The 19478-nt window shown below is 69.6% G+C and carries 19 protein-coding genes; 9 read left to right on the forward strand and 10 right to left on the reverse strand.

The features are described 5' to 3' along the window. Positions 1-4: 4 nt before the first annotated feature. Positions 5-358 carry a cupin domain-containing protein gene (locus QO010_RS14785; protein WP_307350352.1) on the reverse strand — a complete coding sequence of 118 codons (354 nt, stop codon included), beginning with the start codon at positions 356-358 and terminating at the stop codon, positions 5-7. Between the two features lie 150 nt (positions 359-508). Here QO010_RS14785 and QO010_RS14790 point away from each other — a divergent pair, with 150 nt between their 5' ends. From QO010_RS14790 to QO010_RS14800, 3 genes are all read left to right on the forward strand, one after another. Next, on the forward strand, positions 509-1117 hold the full coding sequence (locus QO010_RS14790) for a TetR/AcrR family transcriptional regulator (RefSeq protein ID WP_307350354.1): 609 nt from the start codon (positions 509-511) through the stop codon (positions 1115-1117). 101 nt (positions 1118-1218) lie between these two features. After that, a complete protein-coding gene (locus tag QO010_RS14795) occupies positions 1219-3717 on the forward strand; it encodes a M10 family metallopeptidase C-terminal domain-containing protein (RefSeq protein ID WP_307350355.1) in 2499 nt (832 codons plus the stop codon). 140 nt (positions 3718-3857) lie between these two features. Then, a complete protein-coding gene (locus tag QO010_RS14800; protein ID WP_307350356.1) occupies positions 3858-5813 on the forward strand; it encodes a PGAP1-like alpha/beta domain-containing protein in 1956 nt (651 codons plus the stop codon). Positions 5814-5831: 18 nt separating this feature from the next. On the opposite strand, the gene QO010_RS14805 is transcribed toward QO010_RS14800, so the two are convergent. Together QO010_RS14805 and QO010_RS14810 are read right to left on the reverse strand one after the other, a co-directional pair. Next, positions 5832-6812: a hypothetical protein gene (locus tag QO010_RS14805; protein ID WP_307350358.1), complete on the reverse strand. Its 981-nt coding sequence runs from the start codon at positions 6810-6812 to the stop codon at positions 5832-5834. A 68-nt stretch (positions 6813-6880) separates the two neighbouring features. Beyond that, positions 6881-7333, reverse strand: a complete 453-nt coding sequence (locus QO010_RS14810; protein ID WP_307350360.1) for an RrF2 family transcriptional regulator — start codon at positions 7331-7333, stop codon at positions 6881-6883. 167 nt (positions 7334-7500) lie between these two features. On the opposite strand from QO010_RS14810, the gene QO010_RS14815 reads away from it, so the two are divergent. Then, entirely contained in the window at positions 7501-10761 is a 3261-nt protein-coding gene (locus QO010_RS14815) for an acetyl-CoA carboxylase family protein (RefSeq protein ID WP_307350362.1), read from the forward strand. A 79-nt stretch (positions 10762-10840) separates the two neighbouring features. Then, positions 10841-11470, forward strand: coding sequence for a hypothetical protein (locus QO010_RS14820; protein ID WP_307350364.1), 630 nt, complete (start codon positions 10841-10843; stop codon positions 11468-11470). On the opposite strand, the gene QO010_RS14825 is transcribed toward QO010_RS14820, so the two are convergent. Genes QO010_RS14825 through QO010_RS14835 form a run of 3 tightly spaced genes read right to left on the reverse strand, consistent with a single transcriptional unit; the run spans position 11467 to position 12791 of the window. Beyond that, positions 11467-11691, reverse strand: coding sequence for a YdcH family protein (locus tag QO010_RS14825; protein ID WP_307350366.1), 225 nt, complete (start codon positions 11689-11691; stop codon positions 11467-11469). The two genes, QO010_RS14820 and QO010_RS14825, sit on opposite strands and share 4 nt — an antisense overlap. Before the next feature lie 54 nt (positions 11692-11745). Further along, complete coding sequence (locus QO010_RS14830) at positions 11746-12192, reverse strand: TIGR02444 family protein (RefSeq protein ID WP_307350369.1); 447 nt, start codon at positions 12190-12192, stop codon at positions 11746-11748. Beyond that, positions 12192-12791 (reverse strand): UbiX family flavin prenyltransferase, encoded by a 600-nt coding sequence (locus tag QO010_RS14835; RefSeq protein ID WP_307350371.1) that lies wholly within the window; start codon positions 12789-12791, stop codon positions 12192-12194. Before QO010_RS14835 ends, QO010_RS14830 begins: the two co-directional genes overlap by 1 nt. 140 nt (positions 12792-12931) lie before the next feature. Between QO010_RS14835 and QO010_RS14840 the strand changes: the two genes are divergently transcribed. Further along, the gene (locus QO010_RS14840) at positions 12932-13105 is read left to right on the forward strand and encodes a YdcH family protein (RefSeq protein WP_307350374.1); all 174 of its coding nucleotides are present in this window, start codon (positions 12932-12934) and stop codon (positions 13103-13105) included. 102 nt (positions 13106-13207) lie between these two features. On the opposite strand, the gene QO010_RS14845 is transcribed toward QO010_RS14840, so the two are convergent. From QO010_RS14845 to QO010_RS14855, 3 genes are all read right to left on the reverse strand, one after another. Next, complete coding sequence (locus QO010_RS14845; RefSeq protein ID WP_307350375.1) at positions 13208-13924, reverse strand: DUF1013 domain-containing protein; 717 nt, start codon at positions 13922-13924, stop codon at positions 13208-13210. Positions 13925-14281: 357 nt separating this feature from the next. Beyond that, complete coding sequence (locus QO010_RS14850; protein WP_307350377.1) at positions 14282-15025, reverse strand: SDR family oxidoreductase; 744 nt, start codon at positions 15023-15025, stop codon at positions 14282-14284. Then, a complete protein-coding gene (locus tag QO010_RS14855; protein WP_307350379.1) occupies positions 15022-15999 on the reverse strand; it encodes an NAD(P)H-quinone oxidoreductase in 978 nt (325 codons plus the stop codon). The genes QO010_RS14850 and QO010_RS14855 overlap by 4 nt, the downstream gene beginning before the upstream one ends. 89 nt (positions 16000-16088) lie before the next feature. Between QO010_RS14855 and QO010_RS14860 the strand changes: the two genes are divergently transcribed. Both QO010_RS14860 and rcdA read left to right on the forward strand, forming a co-directional pair. Continuing rightward, positions 16089-16298 carry a DUF1192 domain-containing protein gene (locus QO010_RS14860; protein WP_307350381.1) on the forward strand — a complete coding sequence of 70 codons (210 nt, stop codon included), beginning with the start codon at positions 16089-16091 and terminating at the stop codon, positions 16296-16298. 104 nt (positions 16299-16402) lie between these two features. Beyond that, complete coding sequence (rcdA, locus tag QO010_RS14865) at positions 16403-16918, forward strand: protease adaptor protein RcdA (RefSeq protein ID WP_307350383.1); 516 nt, start codon at positions 16403-16405, stop codon at positions 16916-16918. A gap of 258 nt (positions 16919-17176) precedes the next feature. On the opposite strand, the gene rpmE is transcribed toward rcdA, so the two are convergent. After that, complete coding sequence (rpmE, locus tag QO010_RS14870) at positions 17177-17404, reverse strand: 50S ribosomal protein L31 (protein ID WP_307350385.1); 228 nt, start codon at positions 17402-17404, stop codon at positions 17177-17179. Positions 17405-17512: 108 nt separating this feature from the next. Here rpmE and QO010_RS14875 point away from each other — a divergent pair, with 108 nt between their 5' ends. Continuing rightward, the gene (locus QO010_RS14875; RefSeq protein WP_307350387.1) at positions 17513-19357 is read left to right on the forward strand and encodes an ABC transporter transmembrane domain-containing protein; all 1845 of its coding nucleotides are present in this window, start codon (positions 17513-17515) and stop codon (positions 19355-19357) included. The last annotated feature ends 121 nt before the right edge of the window (positions 19358-19478 follow it).

Here is a 19478-nt window from a genome sequence, read left to right on the forward strand (position 1 = left end):
GCCGTCAAACCACCCGGCGAGGCGCGGCCGTCGCCGGGTCGCCGCTATTGGGCGTGCCGGTGGGCTCGATCAGCAGCAGGTGGACCTCCTCCCGCGCCACGGGGCGGTGCTCGACGCCCTTGGGGACCACGAACAGCTCGCCCGGGCCCAGCGAGACGGTGCGGTCGCGCAGTTCGATGTCGAGTTGGACCTTCAGCACCAGGAAGAAGTCGTCGGTGTCCTCGTGGACATGCCAGTGGTAGGGGCCCTCGACCTTGACGACCATGATGTCGTGGCCGTTGAACTCGGCCACGGTCCGGGGGGCGTAGTGGTCGGAAAACAGGGCCAGCTTCTCGGCCAGCACGACCTTGTCCGACATGACATTCGCTCCTCAATCGCCTGGTTCCGATATGGCGTGCGGCGAGGCCGGCGCAAGGCGCGAATCCTCGCCCTTTCCCCTGGACGCCAGGGCCCTGGCGTGACGTACTGCGCCCCACCCATTCTGGGGTGTCGGGGGCCTCTGTCGCCAATGCGTGACGAACTGCACGACCAGCGGCGGCGCAAGATCGTCGAGGCCGCCCGCCAGGTGTTTCTGGGCACCGATTTCGAGCGGGCGACGGTGAACGCGGTGGCCAAGCTGGCGCGGGTCTCCAGCGCCACGGTCTATATCTATTTCGAGAACAAGGACCGCCTGTTCGAGGCCGTCACCGACATAGCGCTCGCCCCCTTCGAGCGGACCTTCGTCGACCTGGAGCCGCTCGACGGCGATCCGGAGACGGTGCTGATGCGCTTCGCCGAGGGGTATTTCCGCTTCCTGGTCGATCCGGGCGTGCGGGGCTTCTACCGCATCGTGGTGGCCGAGGCCGACCATCGGCCCGAGCTGGGGGCGCGGATGCACGTCCTGTCGCACCAGATGTTCGGGGCGGTGCTACGCCGCCGCTTCGCCCGCTTCAACGCCGAGGGGATGCTGGCCATTCCCGACCCGGCCCTGTCGGCCCGGCTGTTCCAGGGCATGCTGGAGCACGCGGCCCTGACCATCCCCCTGTTCCGCGGCTCCGGCGCGCCGCCGCTGCATGAGGAACAGCCCTACTGCACGGAGGTGGTGCGGGTCTTCCTGGCCGGTCATCGCCGGGCCTGAGCGGAAAACGGAGTCTCCGTTTTCCTTTGGCGACCTTGTTTCCCCGCCCTCGCCGACCTTAACGATGCGGCCTGACGCCAAGCATCGTTCAGGTCAGCCTCATGCCGTTCCATCCCGACGTCAACACGGCGACTCTGAACGGGTACAGCGGTTTCGAATTTGTCGGGACCGTCCAGTCCAGCTTCACCGGCAGGTCGGTGGCCTCGATCGGTGACTTCAATGGCGACGGCTATGAGGACTTCATCGTCGGCGCGCCCTACGCCAGCGGCAGCATCAACGCCAGCGGCGTTTCCTATGTGATCTTCGGCCACCCGGGCTTCACGCCGCCCAATTTTCCCACCAGCTACCTGACCGGCTACAACGGCTTCACCATCAACGGCGCCAGCGCCGGCGAGCATGCCGGCCTGTCGGTGGCCGGCGGCGGCGACCTCAACGGCGACGGCTTCGACGACCTGGTGATCGGGGCGCCTGACGCGGGCGGCTACGGCGCACAGGTGGGGGCGGTCTATGTGGTGTTCGGCCATGCCGGCCCCGCGCCTCGCACCCTGGAACTGAGCAGCCTGAACGGGACCAACGGCTTCAAGGTGGTCGGCGCGGCGCTGGGTGATGCTGTCGGTTCGTCGGTCGCCCTGGGCCCGGATATCAACCATGACGGCTTCGCCGATCTGGTCATCGGCGCGCCGGGGACGGACTTCAACGGGACGGACTCCGGTTCGGTCTTTGTGGTGACCGGCCATCCCGGAGCGTTCGCGCCTGTCATCAACCTCAACGCCGGCGCCAACATGCGGCTGGACGGGGTCGCCGCCGGCGATCGCGTCGGCACGGCGGTCAGCGCGGCGGGCGACTTCGACGGCGACAGCTTCCAGGACCTGATCATCGGGGCGCCGGGCACGGGGGCCAATGACGCCGGTTCGGCCTATGTGGTGCTGGGTCCGCTGAACGTCGCGGGCGCCGCCAGCCTGGCGGGGGTGACGGGCATCTTCGGTTTCCGGTTCGACGGGACCTGGTTCTCCAACGGCTTCCGCATCTCGGCGTCCGGGACCGGAGATCTCAACGGCGACGGCTTCGACGACGTGGTCGTGGGGATGTATTCGGCCGGCCCCGGCGGCCAGAGCCAGGGCGCGGCCTATGTCGTGTTCGGCCGGGGCGACTACGCCTATACGACCCTGTCGGCCAGCCAACTGAACGGCTCGAACGGCTTCACGGTCACCGGCTCCGCGGCCGGTGAGTGCCTCGGCTATTCGGTGGCCGGCGCGGGCGATGTCGATGGCGACGGCTTCGACGATCTGCTCATCGGCGAGGGCAACTTCTTGAGCGCCAAGGCCGTCCTGGTGTTCGGACACGGCGGCGCGTTCGCCCCCACCTTGAACACCGCCCAGATCGACGGGACCAACGGTTTTCACTTCACCTCGCCCGGACAGGTTGCTGGTGCGGCGGTGGCCGGAATCGGCGACTTCAACGGCGACGGCTCCGACGACCTGCTGCTGGGCGCCCCGGGGATCGGCGTGAACTTCTCCTTCACCGGCGGCGCCTTCCTGGTGCTCAACCCGGCCCCGCTCATCCCCATCGACAACTTCACGGGCACCATCGCCGACGAGACCCACAGCGGCGGGGCGGGGAACGACAGCCTGAGCGGCGCCGGCGGCAAGGACGTGCTGTACGGCCTGGGCGGCGCCGACACCCTGAACGGCGACGCGGCCAACGACACCCTCTATGGCGGGGCCGGGAACGACACCGTCAATGGCGGGCTGGGCAACGACATCCTAAACGGCGACGACGGCAATGACGGCCTGAACGGCGGCGATGGGGCCGACAAGCTCAACGGCGGGGCGGGGATCGATACGCTGAACGGCGGGGCCGGGGCCGACCAGATGTCGGGCGGCAACGGCGACGACACCCTGAACGGCGGGGCGGACAATGACAGCCTGGATGGCGGCGCGGGCGCCGACGCCATGACCGGCGGGACGGGTAACGACATCTACTTCGTCGACAACGCCGGCGACACGACGGTCGAGCTGGCCGGCGAGGGGATCGACATCGTCCGGGCCAGCCTGGGCTGGACCCTGGGCGCCAATGTCGAGCAGCTCGAACTGCAGGGCTCGGGCGATATCAACGGGACCGGCAACGAGCTGGCCAACCGCCTGGCCGGCAATGCTGGAGGCAATACGCTGAGCGGCCTGGCTGGGGTGGACACCCTCGACGGCGGGGCGGGCAATGACCGCCTCATCGGCGGGACCGGCAACGACCTGATGACCGGCGGCTCGGGCGCGGATGCGTTCGTGGTGCTGGCCGAGAGCGTCTATTCCAGCAGGGCGCCGGCGGGGCGGACGCTGGAGATCGACCAGGTCTACGACCTGAAGGCCTCCGAGAGCGACAGGCTGGATCTGTCGGCCATCGACGCCAATACCGCCACCCTCGTCGATGACCCCTTCCACCTGGTCGGCGCCTTCACCAGGCATGCGGGCGAGATGACCCTGGCCTACACGGCCTCGAGCAACATCACCCTGCTCAGCCTGGATGCCGATGGCGACGGCAAGGCCGACTACCAGATGAAGATCACCGGCGACGCGCATCTGGATAGCGGCGGCTGGGTGCTCTGAGGGGCTGAAAAACGGAGTCTCCGTTTCCCGGTCCAGCCCTTGCCGCCAGCGAACGCTGGTCTGTAATGCGCGCCTCAGGCGGGAAGTTGGCAAGGGGTTAGCGCCAACCGGGATTCCGCCGCCGGACGGAGGACAGTCCCATGACCACCAGCCAACTCGACAAGACCGAGATCAACCCCGTCTTCAACCGCGCCTTCGCGGCCCTCAAGGCCAGGGCGGCCGGGCTGGGCGAGGGCCCGGTGTTCGTCGAGCCGGACTTGGGGCTGGGCGCCCTGCCTGACGGCTCGGGCGTCGCCGACGCCCTGGACCAGTCCCGCTGGGAATGGCTGCACGAACAGCTGGGGCTGCCGCCCCTGCCGCCCCACGACCTGGGCGAGATGGTGGTCCCCATCGCGGTCTTCCATGTCCGCTACCGCGCCCCGGGCCGGCGGCTGGCGCAGGCGGTGCTGCGGGCCCGGCGCGACGACGCCGAGATCGAGCTGCCGCCGGCCGCGGCGTTCGACGAACTGTTCGCCCCGCGCACCGCCTTCGCCGCCAGCGCCGCCCTGCCGCCGGCCTATTGGGGGTTCGAGCGGCGGCCCGACCGCTATCCCGGCCTGAAGGTGCGGTTCCGGCTGTCGCCCGAGCACTTCATCGCCAGCGGTCCGGGGACGGATCTGCCGCCCGGACCGGTCGAGATCGATTTCGACGACGGCGAAGGCTTCCGCTCGCTGAACTGGGGCGACGAGGCGCTGGTCGAATACGAGGCGGCCGGCCAGCAGCGGATCGCCCTGCGGCTTCAGACCCCCACCGGGTCCCTGAACGCGGCCTTCCTGTTCACGGTCGAGGAGGCCTCGGCCCCGCCCGCCGACGAGGTCGCGCCCGTGACCGCCTCGCTGGCCCACGAGAAGCGCCACTACGGCGGGACCCGCCATGTCTACTATGCCTGGGGCAACCGCTCGGGGCGGGTGCAGAAGCCGATCCTGCTGGCCGAGGGCTTCCCGGGCGGGGCCTGGGCCAACGACATCTACGACATCTTCGACGGCAAGACGCCGGGCGGCTGGAACCCCAACGCCAAGCTGGCCAACGAGCTGCGCGACGCCGGCTTCGACCTGATCATCCTGATCTTCGGTACGCCCGGCGCGCCGATCCAGGGCAACGCCATGGTCTATCTGGAAGCCCTGAAATGGATCCGCGACCAGGTCGGCCCCAGCACGGAGATCGCGGCCATGGGCGGCAGCATGGGCGGCCTGATCGCCCGCTACGCCCTCTGCTACGCCGAGACCCACGGGACCGATATCGGCAACGTCACCCGCATGGTCACCTTCGACTCGCCCCATGTCGGCGCCAACGTGCCGATGGCGGTCCAGTACACGGCCCGCTTCTACGCCCACCGCAGCCACAGCTTCCACGACCTGCTCAACTATGCCTGCGCCAAGCAGATGCTGATGCACCAGGTCTGGTACCGCGAGGACGTCGAGGAGGAGGTGGTCAAGGAGGACTACAGGCGCTTCTACGCCGAGCTCGAAGCCATGCGCAAAGACGGCTACCCGACCAGGCCGAAGAAGTATGCGGTCAGCAACGGCCATCTCGAAGGCTTCGACCTGGTCCGGCCCGAGTCCCACGCCCTGACCGTGCGGCGGCGCAGCGGCATCTGCGCCCACTACGAGGCCCATCTGTGGTTCACCGCCAACCGCGCCCCGCAGCCCCGCTACGACTACGCCGACTGCTGGATTTCCGACCGTCCCCACCGGATCGTCGCCTATCTCAAGCCATCCGCCGGCTTCTTCTCCCGCGACGGCTGCGCGGGCGGCTTCGCCAATCACGTCGAGAAGGCCAAGGACGCCCTCTCGCCCTTCGGGGCCTTCCCCGAGGGCTATATGACCACCGGCCGCAACTGCTTCGTGCCGGCCTACAGCGCCCTGGGGGTCAAGTGGGCGGGCGACGCCCATCAGTTCAAGCCCAGCCAGCACCGGGGCCGGACCCCCTTCGACGACTGGTACGCGCCGGCGACCAACCAGTGGCACTGCACCATCGACAAGAGCATCAAGGAGTGGGTGCTGGGTCTGTTTTCCAGGCACGCGGCGGAAACCGAGACCCTCGAGGCGGCGGTCTGACCGCCCCCGCGCTGGTCGTCAGGCCGAGCGCAGCCTGACCAGACGGGGCGTCTCGCGCCGGGAGAAGTCCCGCATCCAGGCGTCCCAGGGCGGGGCGTCCGCCGCCGGCGCGGCGTCCCAGCCCACGGCCTCGCGGGCGCTGATGATCAGGCCGGCGAAATAGAGGGCGTAGAAGGTCTCGACCTCCTCGCGCATGAAGTCGGTCATCACCGCCTCGCCCGGGCGCGGGCCGGGTTCCAGGAAGCCGGTGGCCTCCACGTCGCGCAGCAGGCGCAGCATGTGGGTGCGCGAGACCGAGCAGCGGCGGGAGAGGTCGGCCAGGTTGATGGCGATCGGCCGCCGGGGCGGGAAGTCGTCGTCCGGAGCGGCCTGGGAGAGCAGGTTGTAGAGGGCGGGCATGCCGGCCGTGCGGCGGGCAAAGAGGTGCAGCGACGGGCGCTCGGCGTCATGCACCCGGGCCGAGGCGCGGATGCCCTCGCCCAGCCGGCGGACCAGGGCCTGGAACACCCGTGGCTCGTCCCAGCGGTCCAGGGCCGCGGCGACGCTGGGATCGAGCATGGCGGCCCCCTCGACGTCCTGGCGCATGCGGCGGCGGAAGGCCTCCATCATCCGGGCCGTGGGGCGGTAGGCCCGCATCCGGGCGTCGTCGATGGCGTAGGGCAGCAGCTCGACATAGCCGATGACCCGCAGCTGGATCAGCACCGCATAGGCGGTGCCGGGGCTGAGCAGGTTGGCCTCGACGCAGAGGTCGCGCAGCCGGGCATGGGTCAGGCCGCCCTCGGTGGCGTCCAGGTAGAGGGCCCAGACCGCGCAGACCCAGCGGCTGGTGTCGCGCAGGGCCCGGAACATCAGCGCATCGGTGCGGTAGAGCTCGGCCGAGGCGCGGGCGGCTCTGCGGGCGGCCTCGGCGAAGCGGGGATGGGCGCGCAGGGCGTCGGTCACCGACCTGGGGATACGTTCTCCGGCCTCTTCCTGCCGGCGGACCTCGCGCTCGTCCATGCTCGCCCCCCGGCGACGATGGTTCCCGCTGGAACTCTAGGTCGTTAGCCGGTCCGAGGCGAGGCCTTCTACTCCGCCGCCCCCAGCAGCAGGTCGGCCTTGTCGCCCATGCCGGCCAGGTCGGCGATGCTGGTCGACTCGAACACCTCGGCCAGGGCGTCGCGGCCCTTGAGCATGGCCTTGCGGATGCGGCAGGCCTCAACGTCGGGGCAGTCCTCGCAGGCGCGGTAGGCGGTGCGCGAGGCGCAGGGGATCAGGGCCAGCGGGCCGTCCATGACCCGGATGACGTCGGCCAGGTTGATCTGGTTGGCCGGCCGGGCCAGCACATAGCCGCCCTCGCGGCCGCGCTGGCTGACCGCCATGCCGGCCCGCTTCAGCGAGACCAGGATCAGTTCGAGAAACTTGCGGGGCAGGGACCCCTGGGCGGCGATCTCGCCGGTCGACAGCGAGTCCGGGGCGGCCTGGGCCAGGGCGATCAGCGCCCGGATGCCGTAGAGCGCCTTCTTGGACAGCATGTTCATCGGACGGAAGGTCCTCAAAATCCGCAGAGGCGGAGTCGGTATATGGGTTTAATCCGATCTGACTCCTAGTCTATCCCCCAATACGTCGCGGATGTGTGGGCGGCCCCTTACCCCGCCGGCCATTGAACGCTACCGTGGCCGCATTCAAACATCCGTATGGAAGATCGATGCCCTTCAAGCGCGTGCTGATCGCCAACCGCGGCGAGATCGCCATCCGGATCGCCCGGGCGGCCGCTGACCTGGGGATGAGCAGCCTGGCGGTCTATGCCGAGGACGACGCCGACTCGCGGCACGTGCGGGCGGCCGATGCGGCCGTGGCGCTGGAGGGGACGGGGGCCAGGGCCTATCTCGACATCGACGCGATGATCGACGCGGCCAAGGCGGGCGGCTGCGACGCCGTCCATCCCGGCTATGGCTTCCTGTCCGAGAACGCCGCGTTCGCCCGGGCCTGCGCGGCGGCGGGGCTGACCTTCGTCGGGCCCTCGCCGGAAGCGCTGGAGACCTTCGGCGACAAGGCCGCCGCCCGGGCCCTGGCGGCGAAGTGCGGGGTGCCGCTGCTGGCCGGGACCGGGGCGCTGGACCTGGCCGGGGCCAAGACCTTCTTCGCCAAGACCGGGCCGATGATGCTCAAGGCCATCGCCGGCGGCGGCGGGCGGGGCATGCGGGCGGTGCGCACCGCCGCCGAAGTCGAGCCGGCCTTCGCCGCCTGCCAGCGCGAGGCCGAGGCGGCGTTCGGCGACGGGGCGGTCTATGCCGAGTGGCTGGTCGAGCAGGCCCGCCACATCGAGGTGCAGGTGGCGGGCGACGGCGAGGCGGTGATCGCCGTGGGCGAACGCGACTGCTCCATCCAGCGCCGCCACCAGAAGCTGATCGAGATCGCCCCCGCCTTCGGCCTGACCAGCCGCCAGCGGCTGTCGCTGCACGCCGCCGCCGTGAAGCTCTGCGAGGCGGCCGGCTACCGCACCCTGGCCACGGTGGAATTCCTGGTCGACGCCTCGCCCAAGGCTCGCGGCGACGGCTTCGCCTTCATCGAGACCAACGCCCGCCTGCAGGTCGAGCACACCGTCACCGAGGAGGTCACCGGGATCGACCTGGTCCGCGCCCAGTTCCTGCTGGCCGGCGGCGCCAGCCTGGAGGAGGCGGGCCTGACGGAAACCCCCGAGCCGCGCGGCTATGCCATCCAGGCGCGGGTCAATCTGGAGACCTTGCAGGCCGACGGATCCACCGCCCCAAGCGGGGGCCTGATCGGCGCCTACGAGCCGCCGGCCGGGCCGGGGGTGCGGGTCGACGGCTATGGCTATGCCGGCTACCTGACCAGCCCCAACTACGACTCCCTGCTGGCCAAGGTCATCGTGCGCGGCCCGACCCTGGCCGACGCCGCCGCCCGCACGGCCCGGGCATTGGGCGAGTTCCGGGTCGAGGGGGTGGAGACCAACGCCCCCCTGCTGCGCGCCATCCTGGCCCGGCCCGAGGTTGCCGACGGCCGGGCGACCACCCGGTTCCTGGAAGACCACCTGGGCGAGGTGCTGGCCGACGCCGCCCTGCTGCAGCCGCGCGGCTGGGCCGGTTCCGCGACCGCGACGGCGGCCCCGGTCTTCGAAACCCTGGACGGCGCCGAGCCCGTCACAGCGCCGCTGCAGGCGACGGTCGGAGCCATCGAGGCCGCCGAGGGCGATCTGGTTCACGCCGGCCAGATCATCGCCATCCTCGAAGCCATGAAGATGGAGCATGTCGTCGTCGCGCCCATGGGCGGCCGGGTCGTGCGCATCGCCGCCGCCAAGGGCGAGACCCTGCTGAAGGGCGCTCCCATCCTCTTCCTGGAGTCCGCCGATGTCGCCGGCGTGGGCGAGGCCGCCGCCGTCGCCCAGGACCTGGACTTCATCCGCCCCGACCTGGCCGAGGTCATCGAGCGGCACGGCTTCACCCTCGACGAGAACCGCCCCGACTCGGTGGCCCGCCGCCGCAAGACCGGCCACCGCACGGCGCGGGAGAATATCGACGACCTGCTCGATGCCGACAGCTTCATTGAATACGGCGCCCTGACCATCGCCGCCCAGCGCCGCCGCCGCACCCTGGACGACCTGATCCGATCGACCCCGGCCGATGGCCTGATCGCCGGCATCGGCACGGTCAACGCCGCCGACTTCGGGCCGGAGAAGGCGCGGGTCGCGGCCCTCTCCTACGACTTCACCGTCCTGGCGGGCACACAAGGCCACATGAACCACAAGAAGACCGACCGTCTGCTCCATATCGTCGAGGAGCAGAAGCTGCCGGTGGTCTGGTACGCCGAGGGCGGCGGCGGGCGGCCAGGCGATACCGACGGCACCGGCGTGGCGGGGCTGGACGTCACCACCTTCGGCAAGTTCGCCGAACTGTCGGGCGAAGTCCCCAAGATCGCCATCGTCGCCGGCCGCTGCTTCGCCGGCAACGCCGCCATCGCCGGCCTCTCCGAGATCATCATCGCCACCAGGGACTCCAACCTCGGCATGGGGGGCCCGGCGATGATCGAGGGTGGGGGCCTGGGCGTCTTCAAGCCCGACGACATCGGCCCCAGCCACATCCAGTGGGCCAACGGCGTCATCGACGTCCTGGCCGATGACGAGGCCCACGCCACGGCCCTGGCCAAGCAGGCCCTGGGCTATTTCCAGGGCCATCTGACGGAGTGGTCCTGCGTCGACCAGCGCACCCTGCGCGCCGTCGTTCCGGAGAACCGGCTGCGGGTCTATGAGGTGCGGAACGCCATCGAGGCCATCGCGGATGCCGGGACCTTCCTGGAACTGCGGCGCGGCTTCGCGGCCGGCATGATCACCGGCTTCGTCCGTATCGAGGGCCGGCCCATGGGCCTGATGGCCAACGACCCGCGCCATCTGGGCGGGGCCATCGACTGCGACGGGGCCGAGAAGGCCGCCCGCTTCCTGCAGCTCTGCGACGCCTTCGACCTGCCGGTCCTGTCGCTCTGCGACACCCCCGGCTTCATGGTCGGGCCCGAGAGCGAGGCCGCCGCCGCCGTCCGCAAGGTCTCCCGCCAGTTCATCGCCGGGGCCAAGCTGGGGACGCCCCTGTTCTGCATCGTGCTGCGCAAGGGCTATGGGCTCGGCGCCCAGGCCATGGCCGGCGGCGGCTTCCATTCGCCGGTGTTCATCGCCGCCTGGCCGACCGGCGAGTTCGGCGGCATGGGCCTGGAGGGGGCCATCAAGCTGGGCTACCGCAAGGAGCTGGAGGCCGAGACCGACCCGGTCAAGCAGAAGGCCCTCTATGACAGCCTGGTCGCCCGCCTCTACGCGGCCGGCAAGGCCACCAGCATGGCCTCGGCCCTGGAAATCGACGCGGTCATCGACCCGGCCGAGACCCGGCGGTGGATCATGCGGGGGCTGCAGTCGTGTCCGCCGCGCAAGCGGCCGGCGCGGCGGTGGGTCGACAGCTGGTAGGGCTTGGCGCTAGGCTTTGCCTGGCCGCCAGTTCGCCTTGTCGGCAAGGGTATCAAGTCAGGCGCCCCGGGGGAAAATCATGTCCGCAAGAACTTGGCCGGCGACGCTGGCGATTGCCGCTGTGTTGGCCCTTGGAGCCGCCGCCGCGCCACAGTCCGCCGCCGCGCGCGCCGCCGCGGTAGCACCGGCGGGCGATACTCAGGCGCAGGCTAACGAGATCGCTGAGATCATGTTCGGCATTATCGACCTGCGCGCCTTGATTACTCAGGGTTTCCAGGAGGGAATGGCTGGTGATGACGTCTTCTCGTTTCGACCCGAGTGGAAAGGCCTCCTTACTGAAGCCGCAGTCGAGGAATTTGATCATGATCGGCCTGTCCTGATCGGGATTTTCGGCCGGATGCTGTCTCAAAACCTGACGCCCGAGGAAATCAGGGTCGGCCTCATCATGATGCGCGACCCGGCTGTGCAAAAGGACTTTGCAGATGGCGCCGCGGGCCGACCGGTGGATAGCAAGGCGCCAAATTATGGTCGCGAATACCGTAAGGCCGCCGCAACGCCCGCCGGCGCCAGCTTCATTAGGAAGTTGGACAGCATGGACACCTTCTCTGGCGCCACCCAAAAGGAAATGATCATCGAACTGCTGCCCGGGATCATGCGGCGCTTCGGCGAGAAGGCGGAAGCCCTGGAGGCTGGCAGGCGGGCCGGCTAGGCGATGATGTCCGGGGTCATCTGACCCTCGAGCATGGTGATCTGGTCGCGCAGGATCAGCTTCTGCTTCTTCAGCCGGGCGACCTGCAGCTGGTCGACCATCGGCGCCGCCTCCAGGGCCGAGACGGCCGCGTCGAGGTCCTGGTGCTGCTGGCGCAGGACCACGAGCTTGGACCGGATCTCCATGTTGGGAAACGGGATCGGGCCTTCGTCGTCGGTCATGGCGGCCTTGGTCTCCCCTCACGTGGCAGGCGAATCTAGCAGAGGCGCGGGGGCCTAGGCCAGTGCGGCGGCGAGCTCGGCGATGGCGATTTTCGGCGGGGCGTCGTTGCGCCAGGCCTGGGCGGCGCGGTTCAGGGCCAGGGTCAGGTCGACGGGCCCCGCCGCCTGGCCGGCCAGGGCCTCGAAGCTCTCCATCAGCACCCGCTCGGACCGCAGCTCCGCCGCCTTGACGTCCTCGCGCAGGTCCAGCCGCGCCTGGTCGCCGACGCCGGGCATGGCCGTCTTCAGATCGCGGCGGACATGGCGCAGGGGCCAGAGCACCGTCGTCTCCCAGGCCTTGCCGATCTCCACCGCCTGGGCCAGGGCCGCGTCATCGGGATCGGCCCAGGCCGCCCACAGCAGCAGCGAGGTGTTGAGGCCGTGACCGTCCTGGGCCTTGAGGCAGGCCTCGGCGACGCCCGGCCGGTCATAGGCTTTCAGCGTCCAGTCCCAGAGGGCCATCAGTTGTCACCCCGGATCGGCGCGATATCCTCGCCCCAGCGTTTCACCGGGCTCCAGGCCAGGCCGAACAGGTCCAGCGCCCGGCCCACCGACTGGTCGACCATCTCCTCCAGGCTCTGGGGCCTGGCATAGAAGGCCGGCAGGGGCGGGGCGATCACCGCCCCCATCTCGGCCAGCCGGACCATCGTGCGCAGATGGCCCAGATGCAGCGGCGTCTCGCGCACCATCAGCACCAGCGAGCGGCGCTCCTTGAGGGTGACGTCGGCGGCCCGGGTCAGCAGGGACGAGGTCACCCCGCTGGCCACCTCGCTCATGGTGCGCACCGAGCAGGGGGCGATGATCATGCCCAGCGTCTTGAATGAGCCGGAGGCCACGGCCGCCCCGATATCGCCGGCCTTGTGGACCACATCGGCCTTTTTGTTGGCGTCGGCGACGGTCAGGCCGGTCTCCTGGGCCAGGGTCAGGGCCGCCGCCCGCGACAGAATCAGATGGCTCTCGATGCCCAGATCGCGGCAGGCGTCCAGGGCCCGCAGGCCATAGACGACGCCCGACGCGCCAGAAATTCCTACCACCAGCCGAGGCCTGTCTTCGCCCGCCATGCCTTGTACCGTTTGACCTTGAGCCCGAAATGGCCTCGCCATTGGCGCCAAATGGACACCGCAGTGCAAGCATATGTGATCTGACAGCCGCACGCAGCGGGTGTTCACTTACCCCGCCCACTGACGAGGAGACGCACCACATGGCGCTCGATGCCCGCATCCGCGAACTCGGCAACCGTCACCAGAACCTCGAACGCAAGATCGAAGAGGAAATCAGCCACCCCGCCGCCGACGACCTGATGATCAAGGAACTGAAGCGTCAGAAACTACGACTTAAGGAGCAGCTCGAGAGCCTACGGGGCCAGCTGCACTAGACAAGGAAGAGGCCGCGGTCTTGCCCCCGCGGCCCCATCTTTCTTTTTGAGGACCGTCAGCCCTCACCATCGGTGAGGACGTGTGACCCCTAGTCCGCTCTCCTAGTCCTCATCGTCACCCAGATCGTCGTCATCCTCGCTGGCCGGCTTGTTGCCGAACAGCGAGGCGGCGGTGTGCTGCTGGGGCCGGCGCTCTTCCTCTTCCTCGTGGTCCGGCGCGCCGGTCTCGGAGGCGGGCAGCAGGGTCGGGCCTTCCGGCGCGACGATGCCCTTCTTCAGGTCATCCTTGGTCTTCTTGTCGGCGGCCTTGCGGACCAGGGCGTCCAGTTCCAGTTGGCCGACCAGGCCCAGGGTCACCGGATCGACCGGCTTGATGTTGGCGCTGTTCCAGTGGCTGCGGCTGCGCACGGTCTCGATGGTCGCCTTGGTGGTGCCCAGCAGCTTGGAGATCTGGGCGTCGGTGACTTCCGGGTGGTTGCGCAGGAACCAGGCGATGGCGTCCGGCCGGTCCTGGCGGCGCGACACCGGGGTGTAGCGCGGGCCCTTCTTGACCGGCTTGAGCAGTTCGGCGTGACGGCTCTTCTGGGCCTTCATGCGGTAGGCGGGGCTGGCCCCGGCCTTGTCCAGCTCCTCGCGCGACAGCTGGCCGTTGGCGATCGGGTCGGCGCCGCGGATGTCGCGCGCCACTTCACCATCGGCGATGCCGCGCACTTCCAGCGGGTGCAGGCCACAGAAGTCGGCGATCTGCTCGAAGGTCAGCGAGGTGTTGTCCACCAGCCAGACGGCGGTGGCCTTCGGCATCAGGATAGGGTCGGCCATTCTCAGGACTCCATGGAGCGGGGCTCCAGAAACGACGGCGCCCGGCCTTTCGGCCGGGCGGGTTATTGAATTCACCGTATAAGACCAATTGTTCCGGAAGGAAACGGGGGTTGATGAGCTACTCCGCCCCCGGCGGGGGCGGACGGCCGCTCCGAGGCGCGCCCGAGCGCGCCCGTGAGCAGCCAGGTGAGGGTTTAGAGGGCCGTGCGATGATCGCGGCCATGTTTCCGCAGCCGCTGCGCCAGGCGCCAAGCCCACAGCTCCGCGACTATCACAATCTGACGCCGCACGGCCTTGGAAACCCTCACCGGACCTCGCTCTGGCGAGGTCGTCCGCTCCCGCCGGGAGCGGAAAGCTTCACCCCCGCCCGATGAACGGCATCTTCGTCGCGGCCACGGTCATGAACTGGACATTGGCCTCCAGCGGCAGGCCGGCCATGTAGAGCACCGCGTCGGCGACGATCTGCACGTCGATCACCGGCTCGGGCGCCAGCGAGCCGTCGGCCTGGGGGACGCCCCCGGCCATGGCCCGGGTCATCTCGGTGCCGGCGTTGCCGATGTCGATCTGGCCCACGGCTATGTCGAAGGGCCGTCCGTCCAGGGCCGCCGAGCGGGTCAGCCCGGTGATGGCGTGCTTGGTGGCGGTGTAGGCGACCGAGCGGGGCCGGGGCACATGGGCCGAGATCGAGCCGTTGTTGATGATCCGTCCGCCGCGCGGGTCCTGGGCCTTGAACTGGCGGAAGGCGCCCTGGGTGCAGAGGAAGGCGCCGGTCAGGTTGATGTCCACCACCCGCCGCCAGTGGGCGATGTCCAGGTCCTCCAGCGGCACGGGCGGCGCCCCGGTCCCGGCATTGTTGAACAGCAGGTCCAGCCGGCCGAAGCGGTCCTGCACGGCGGCGAACAGCGCCTTCACCGCCTCTGGGTCGGCCACATCGGTGGGAACCGCCAGGTGTCGGTCAGGATCGGCCAGGGCGGCGCGGGTTTCCTCCAGCGCCTCGGGCCGACGGCCGCAGAGCACGACCGACCAGCCGGCCTTGGCCAGGGTGACAGCCACGGCCCGGCCGATGCCGGACCCGGCCCCGGTGATCAGGGCGATGCTCATACCGTCAGCACCACCTTGCCCAGGTGGCTGCCGCCCTCCAGCACCGCGTGGGCCTTTGCCGCCTCGGCCAGCGGGAAGGTCTGGTCGACCACCGCCTTGACCTTGCCCGAGGCCACCCAGGGCCACACCACCCGCTCGATCTCGCCGGCCAGCCGCGCCTTCTCGTCGGCCGAGCGCGGGCGCAGGGTCGAGCCGGTCAGCACGGCGCGCTTCTGCATCAGGGCCAGGACCGGCACCTCCAGGTTCGAGCCGCCCAGCGAGGCGATATAGACGATCCGGCCGCCGACGTTCAGCGCGCCCAGGTTCCTGGCGAAATAACTGGCCCCGACCATGTCCAGCACCACATCGACCCCGCCGGCCTCGCGGGCGATGGCCTCGAAATCCTCCGACGAGGCGTCGACGGCGATGTCGGCCCCCAGCGCCTTGGCCTGGGCGGCCTTGTCGGCGCCGCGGCCGGTGGCGATCACCTTCGCCCCGGCGGCCTTGGCCATCTGGATGGCGGTGACGCCGATGCCGGAGGTGGCGCCGTGGACCAGCAGGGTCTCGCCAGCCTTCAGCGCCCCGTGCTCGAAGACGTTGGCGTAGACGGTGAAGACGGTCTCGGGCAGGCCCGCGGCCTGCACGAAGTCCAGGCCACCCGGGATGGGCAAAGCATGCCGGGCGTCGACCACGGCAAATTCGGCATAGCCGCCGCCGCCCAGCAGGGCGCAGACCCGGTCGCCGACCTTCCAGCGCCCGGCGGCCTTGACGACTTCGCCGGCGACTTCCAGTCCCAAAGTGGCCGGGGCGCCCGGCGGCGGCGGATAGAAGCCCAGCCTTTGCAGCAGATCGGGACGGTTGATCCCGGCCGCCCGGACCCGGATCAGAATCTCGCCCTCGCCCGCCACGGGAATGTCCGTGATTTGCGGTTTCAGCGCCTCGGCGGGGCCTTTTCCGCCCTCGATGGCAATGGCGGTCATGGTCGTCTGGGTCATCTTCGAGTCCTCCCGCGCCCCTTGCGCAACAGCCCTTGCGGGGGTCTGATAGCCCCTAATAAGGCGTCTACGCCAGGGAGGAGGAGCCCATGAGCGAAGAACCCGCCAGCACTCGGCTGCAGAGGGGACAGACCCTGCACGAGGCGGCCCGGGAGGACCTGGAACTGTATGGCGTCGAAGAGCTGGAGGAGCGGATCGCCGCCCTGCAGGCCGAAATCGCCCGCACCCAGGCCCAGATCGACAAGCGCCACGCCACCCGTTCGGCGGCCGATGCGCTGTTCAATTTCAAGCAGGACTAGAAAAAGGGGCTTCGCCGCAAATTAACTTCCTGTTTGGCATGCTGGTTGCAGCCGTGGGGCCAAGCGGGTCGCACCCCGCGGTGTAAGGGAAGGGCGATTTGTCCATGAAGGAATTCGGCGCGCCGGTATCGGCGCCGTGGCGGGCTGGGGTGATTTCCGACTTCGCCCGCTCCGAACTGTTTGACCGCACCTTCCAGGAAGGCATGGACCTGGTCGAGGAGACGGCCGCCTATCTGGACGGCTCTGGCCGCCAGGACTCCAAGCTGCTGTCCCGCAACGCCGCCCTGGCCTACGCCTCGGAGAGCATGCGGCTGACTACCCGCCTGATGCAGGTGGCCTCCTGGCTGCTGGTGCAGCGGGCGGTGCGCGAGGGCGACATGGCCCCTGAGTCCGCCTGTGACGAACGCTATCGGCTGGGCGAGGAAGCCGGGGTCGACGAACGCTCCGCCGCCGAGGACCTGCCCTACGGTCTCCTGGAACTGCTGGACCGCTCCAGCCGCCTCTATGACCGGGTGCGTCACCTGGACAAACGGATGTATGTCGAGGCGACCGAGATCGAGGCGCCGCATCCGGTGCTGGCGCAGATGAGCCGGCTGCAGGACGCGTTCGGGGGGATTTAAGTGCTGTTCGATCCTCCCCCGGAGGGGGAGGGGGACCGCCGCGAAGCGGTGGTGGAGGGGGTCAGCCCCCACATCCACGTCGATCCAGCGTATCTCAGCCGATCCGCCGCGCCCTATCCTGACGCCTGGATGTAGCTCAAACCCCCTCCACCATGCTCCGCATGGTCCCCCTCCCCCTCCGGGGGAGGAATTCCAGGCACGAAAAAAGCCGGCCGCGTTTCCGCAGCCGGCTTTCCAGCCCCAGGGCTGAGATAGCCCTTACTTCTTGCCGGTGAACCCGGCGAACTTGGCGTTGAAGCGCGACACGCGGCCGCCGCGGTCGAGCATGGCGTGGCCGCCGCCGGTCCAGGCCGGGTGGGTCGAGGGGTCGATATCCAGGTTCAGGACAGCGCCTTCCTTGCCCATGGTCGAGCGGGTCTTGTAGGTGTCGCCATTCGTCATCACCACGGTGATGAAGTGATAGTCGGGATGGGTGTCTTGTTTCATCGGGCGGTCCAACCGACTTAAGTGTCGACTAAATGAGGGATCGCGGGCCAACCCGCGAAGAGGCGCGGCTATAGCGAAGCTGCGCCGACAAGGCAAGGGGCCGAGCTTATGACGGACGCCGCGACCGGCGAAATCCAGGCTGAGGGCCGGCCCAGCGCCGGCGCCGAGCTGGCGGTCAGCCTGCGGGAGGCCGCGGCCAAGCGCCCCAAATCGCGCGACGTCAAGAATCTGCGCCACCTGGTTCCGTTCCTGCGCGCCCACTGGGGCTGGGGGCTGGGGACCCTGACCTTCCTGGTGCTGTCCAGCGGCGCGACCCTGGCCTTCCCCTGGGCGGGCCGGCAGATCGTCGACCGCGGCTTCGCCTCGCCCGGCGCGCTCAACCAGGTCTTCCTGCTGGTCGGCCTCGTCACCTTCACCCTGGCGCTGAGCACGGCGCTGCGATTCTACTGCATCACCCGGCTGGGCGAGCGGGTCGTCGCCGACATGCGCAAGGCGGTCTACAGCCATGTGCTGACCCTCGATCCCGCCTTCTTCCTGAAGACGCGCACGGGCGAGGTGCTGTCGCGGATGACCACCGACATCACGCTCATTGAAACCTTGGTGGGGGCGGGTCTCTCCATCGCCCTGCGCAGCCTGGTCACCATGGTCGGCGCCGTGGCCCTGCTGGCCTTCGTCAGCCTGAAGCTGACCCTGTTCGTGCTGCTGCTGGGGCCCGTCGTCATCGCCCCGATGTTCATCCTGGGACGGCGGGTCCGCACCCTGACCGTCGAGGCCCAGGACCGCTTCGCCGACGCCGTCGGCTATGCCGGCGAGAGCCTGGACGCCCTGGAGACCGTGCAGGCCTTCGGGCGCGAGGCGGCCACCGGCCAGCGCTTCGGCGCCGCCGTCGAGTTCGCCTTCGCCAAGTCGATGCGGCGCCTGCGGGCCCGGGCCAGCATGACGGCCCTGGTCATGTCGCTGGTGTTCGGCGGGGTGGGCCTGATCCTGTGGTTCGGGGCCCATTCGGTGCTGGACGGCACGCTCACCAAGGGCGCCCTGACCCAGTTCGTGCTGCTCTCGGTGCTGTCGGCCGGTTCGGTGGGCTCGCTCGGCGAGGTCTGGGGCGAGGTGCAGAAGGCGGCCGGGGCCATGCAACGCATCTCCGAGCTGCTGGCCTCCAAGCCCAACATCGCCGCCCCGGCCAACCCCGTGGCCATGCCCAGCCCGCCGCGCGGCGAGGTCAGCTTCGAGAACGTCGTCTTCAGCTATCCCGGCCGCCCGGACCTGCCGGCCCTCAACGGCTTCGACCTGGCGGTGAGGCCTGGCGAGACCGTGGCCCTGGTCGGCCCGTCCGGGGCCGGCAAGTCGACGGTCTTCCGCCTGCTGCTGCGTTTCTACGATCCCACCAGCGGCCGGGTGCTGATCGACGGCGTCGACCTGACCCAGGCCGACCCGGTCGAGGCCCGCCAGCGCATGGCCCTGGTCGCCCAGGACGCGGCGCTGTTTTCCGGCTCGGCCATGGACAACATCCGCTTCGGCAGGGCCGAGGCCAGCGATGACGACGTCCGCGCCGCCGCCAGGGCCGCCGAGGCGGGCGGCTTCATCGAGGCCCTGCCGCAGGGCTTCGCCACCCCGGTCGGCGAACGGGCCAAGACCCTCTCCGGCGGCCAGCGCCAGCGGCTGGCCATCGCCCGGGCCCTGGTGCGCCAGGCGCCCATCCTGCTGCTCGACGAGGCCACCAGCGCCCTGGACGCCGAAAACGAGCGGCTGGTCCAGAAGGCGCTGGACGACGCCATGGACGGCCGCACCACCCTGGTCATCGCCCACCGCCTGGCGACCGTACTGCGGGCCGACCGCATCGTGGTCATGGACGGCGGCAAGGTGGTCGAGGTCGGCACGCACGGCGAGCTGATGACCAAGAGCGGCCTCTACGCCAAGCTGGCGCGGCTGCAGTTCGCGGCGGACGCGGCGTGAATCCCCGTCGTCTGTCAAACCCACGGCCGTCATCCTAGGCCTTGTTGTACGGACCGGGGACATGCCTGACGGGTGTTCGGGGACATAGCTGACACATCATTGGCTGGATTTGCTCTTGAGG

The sequence above is a fragment of the Caulobacter ginsengisoli genome, assembly GCF_030814835.1.
GTDB lineage: Bacteria > Pseudomonadota > Alphaproteobacteria > Caulobacterales > Caulobacteraceae > Caulobacter > Caulobacter ginsengisoli.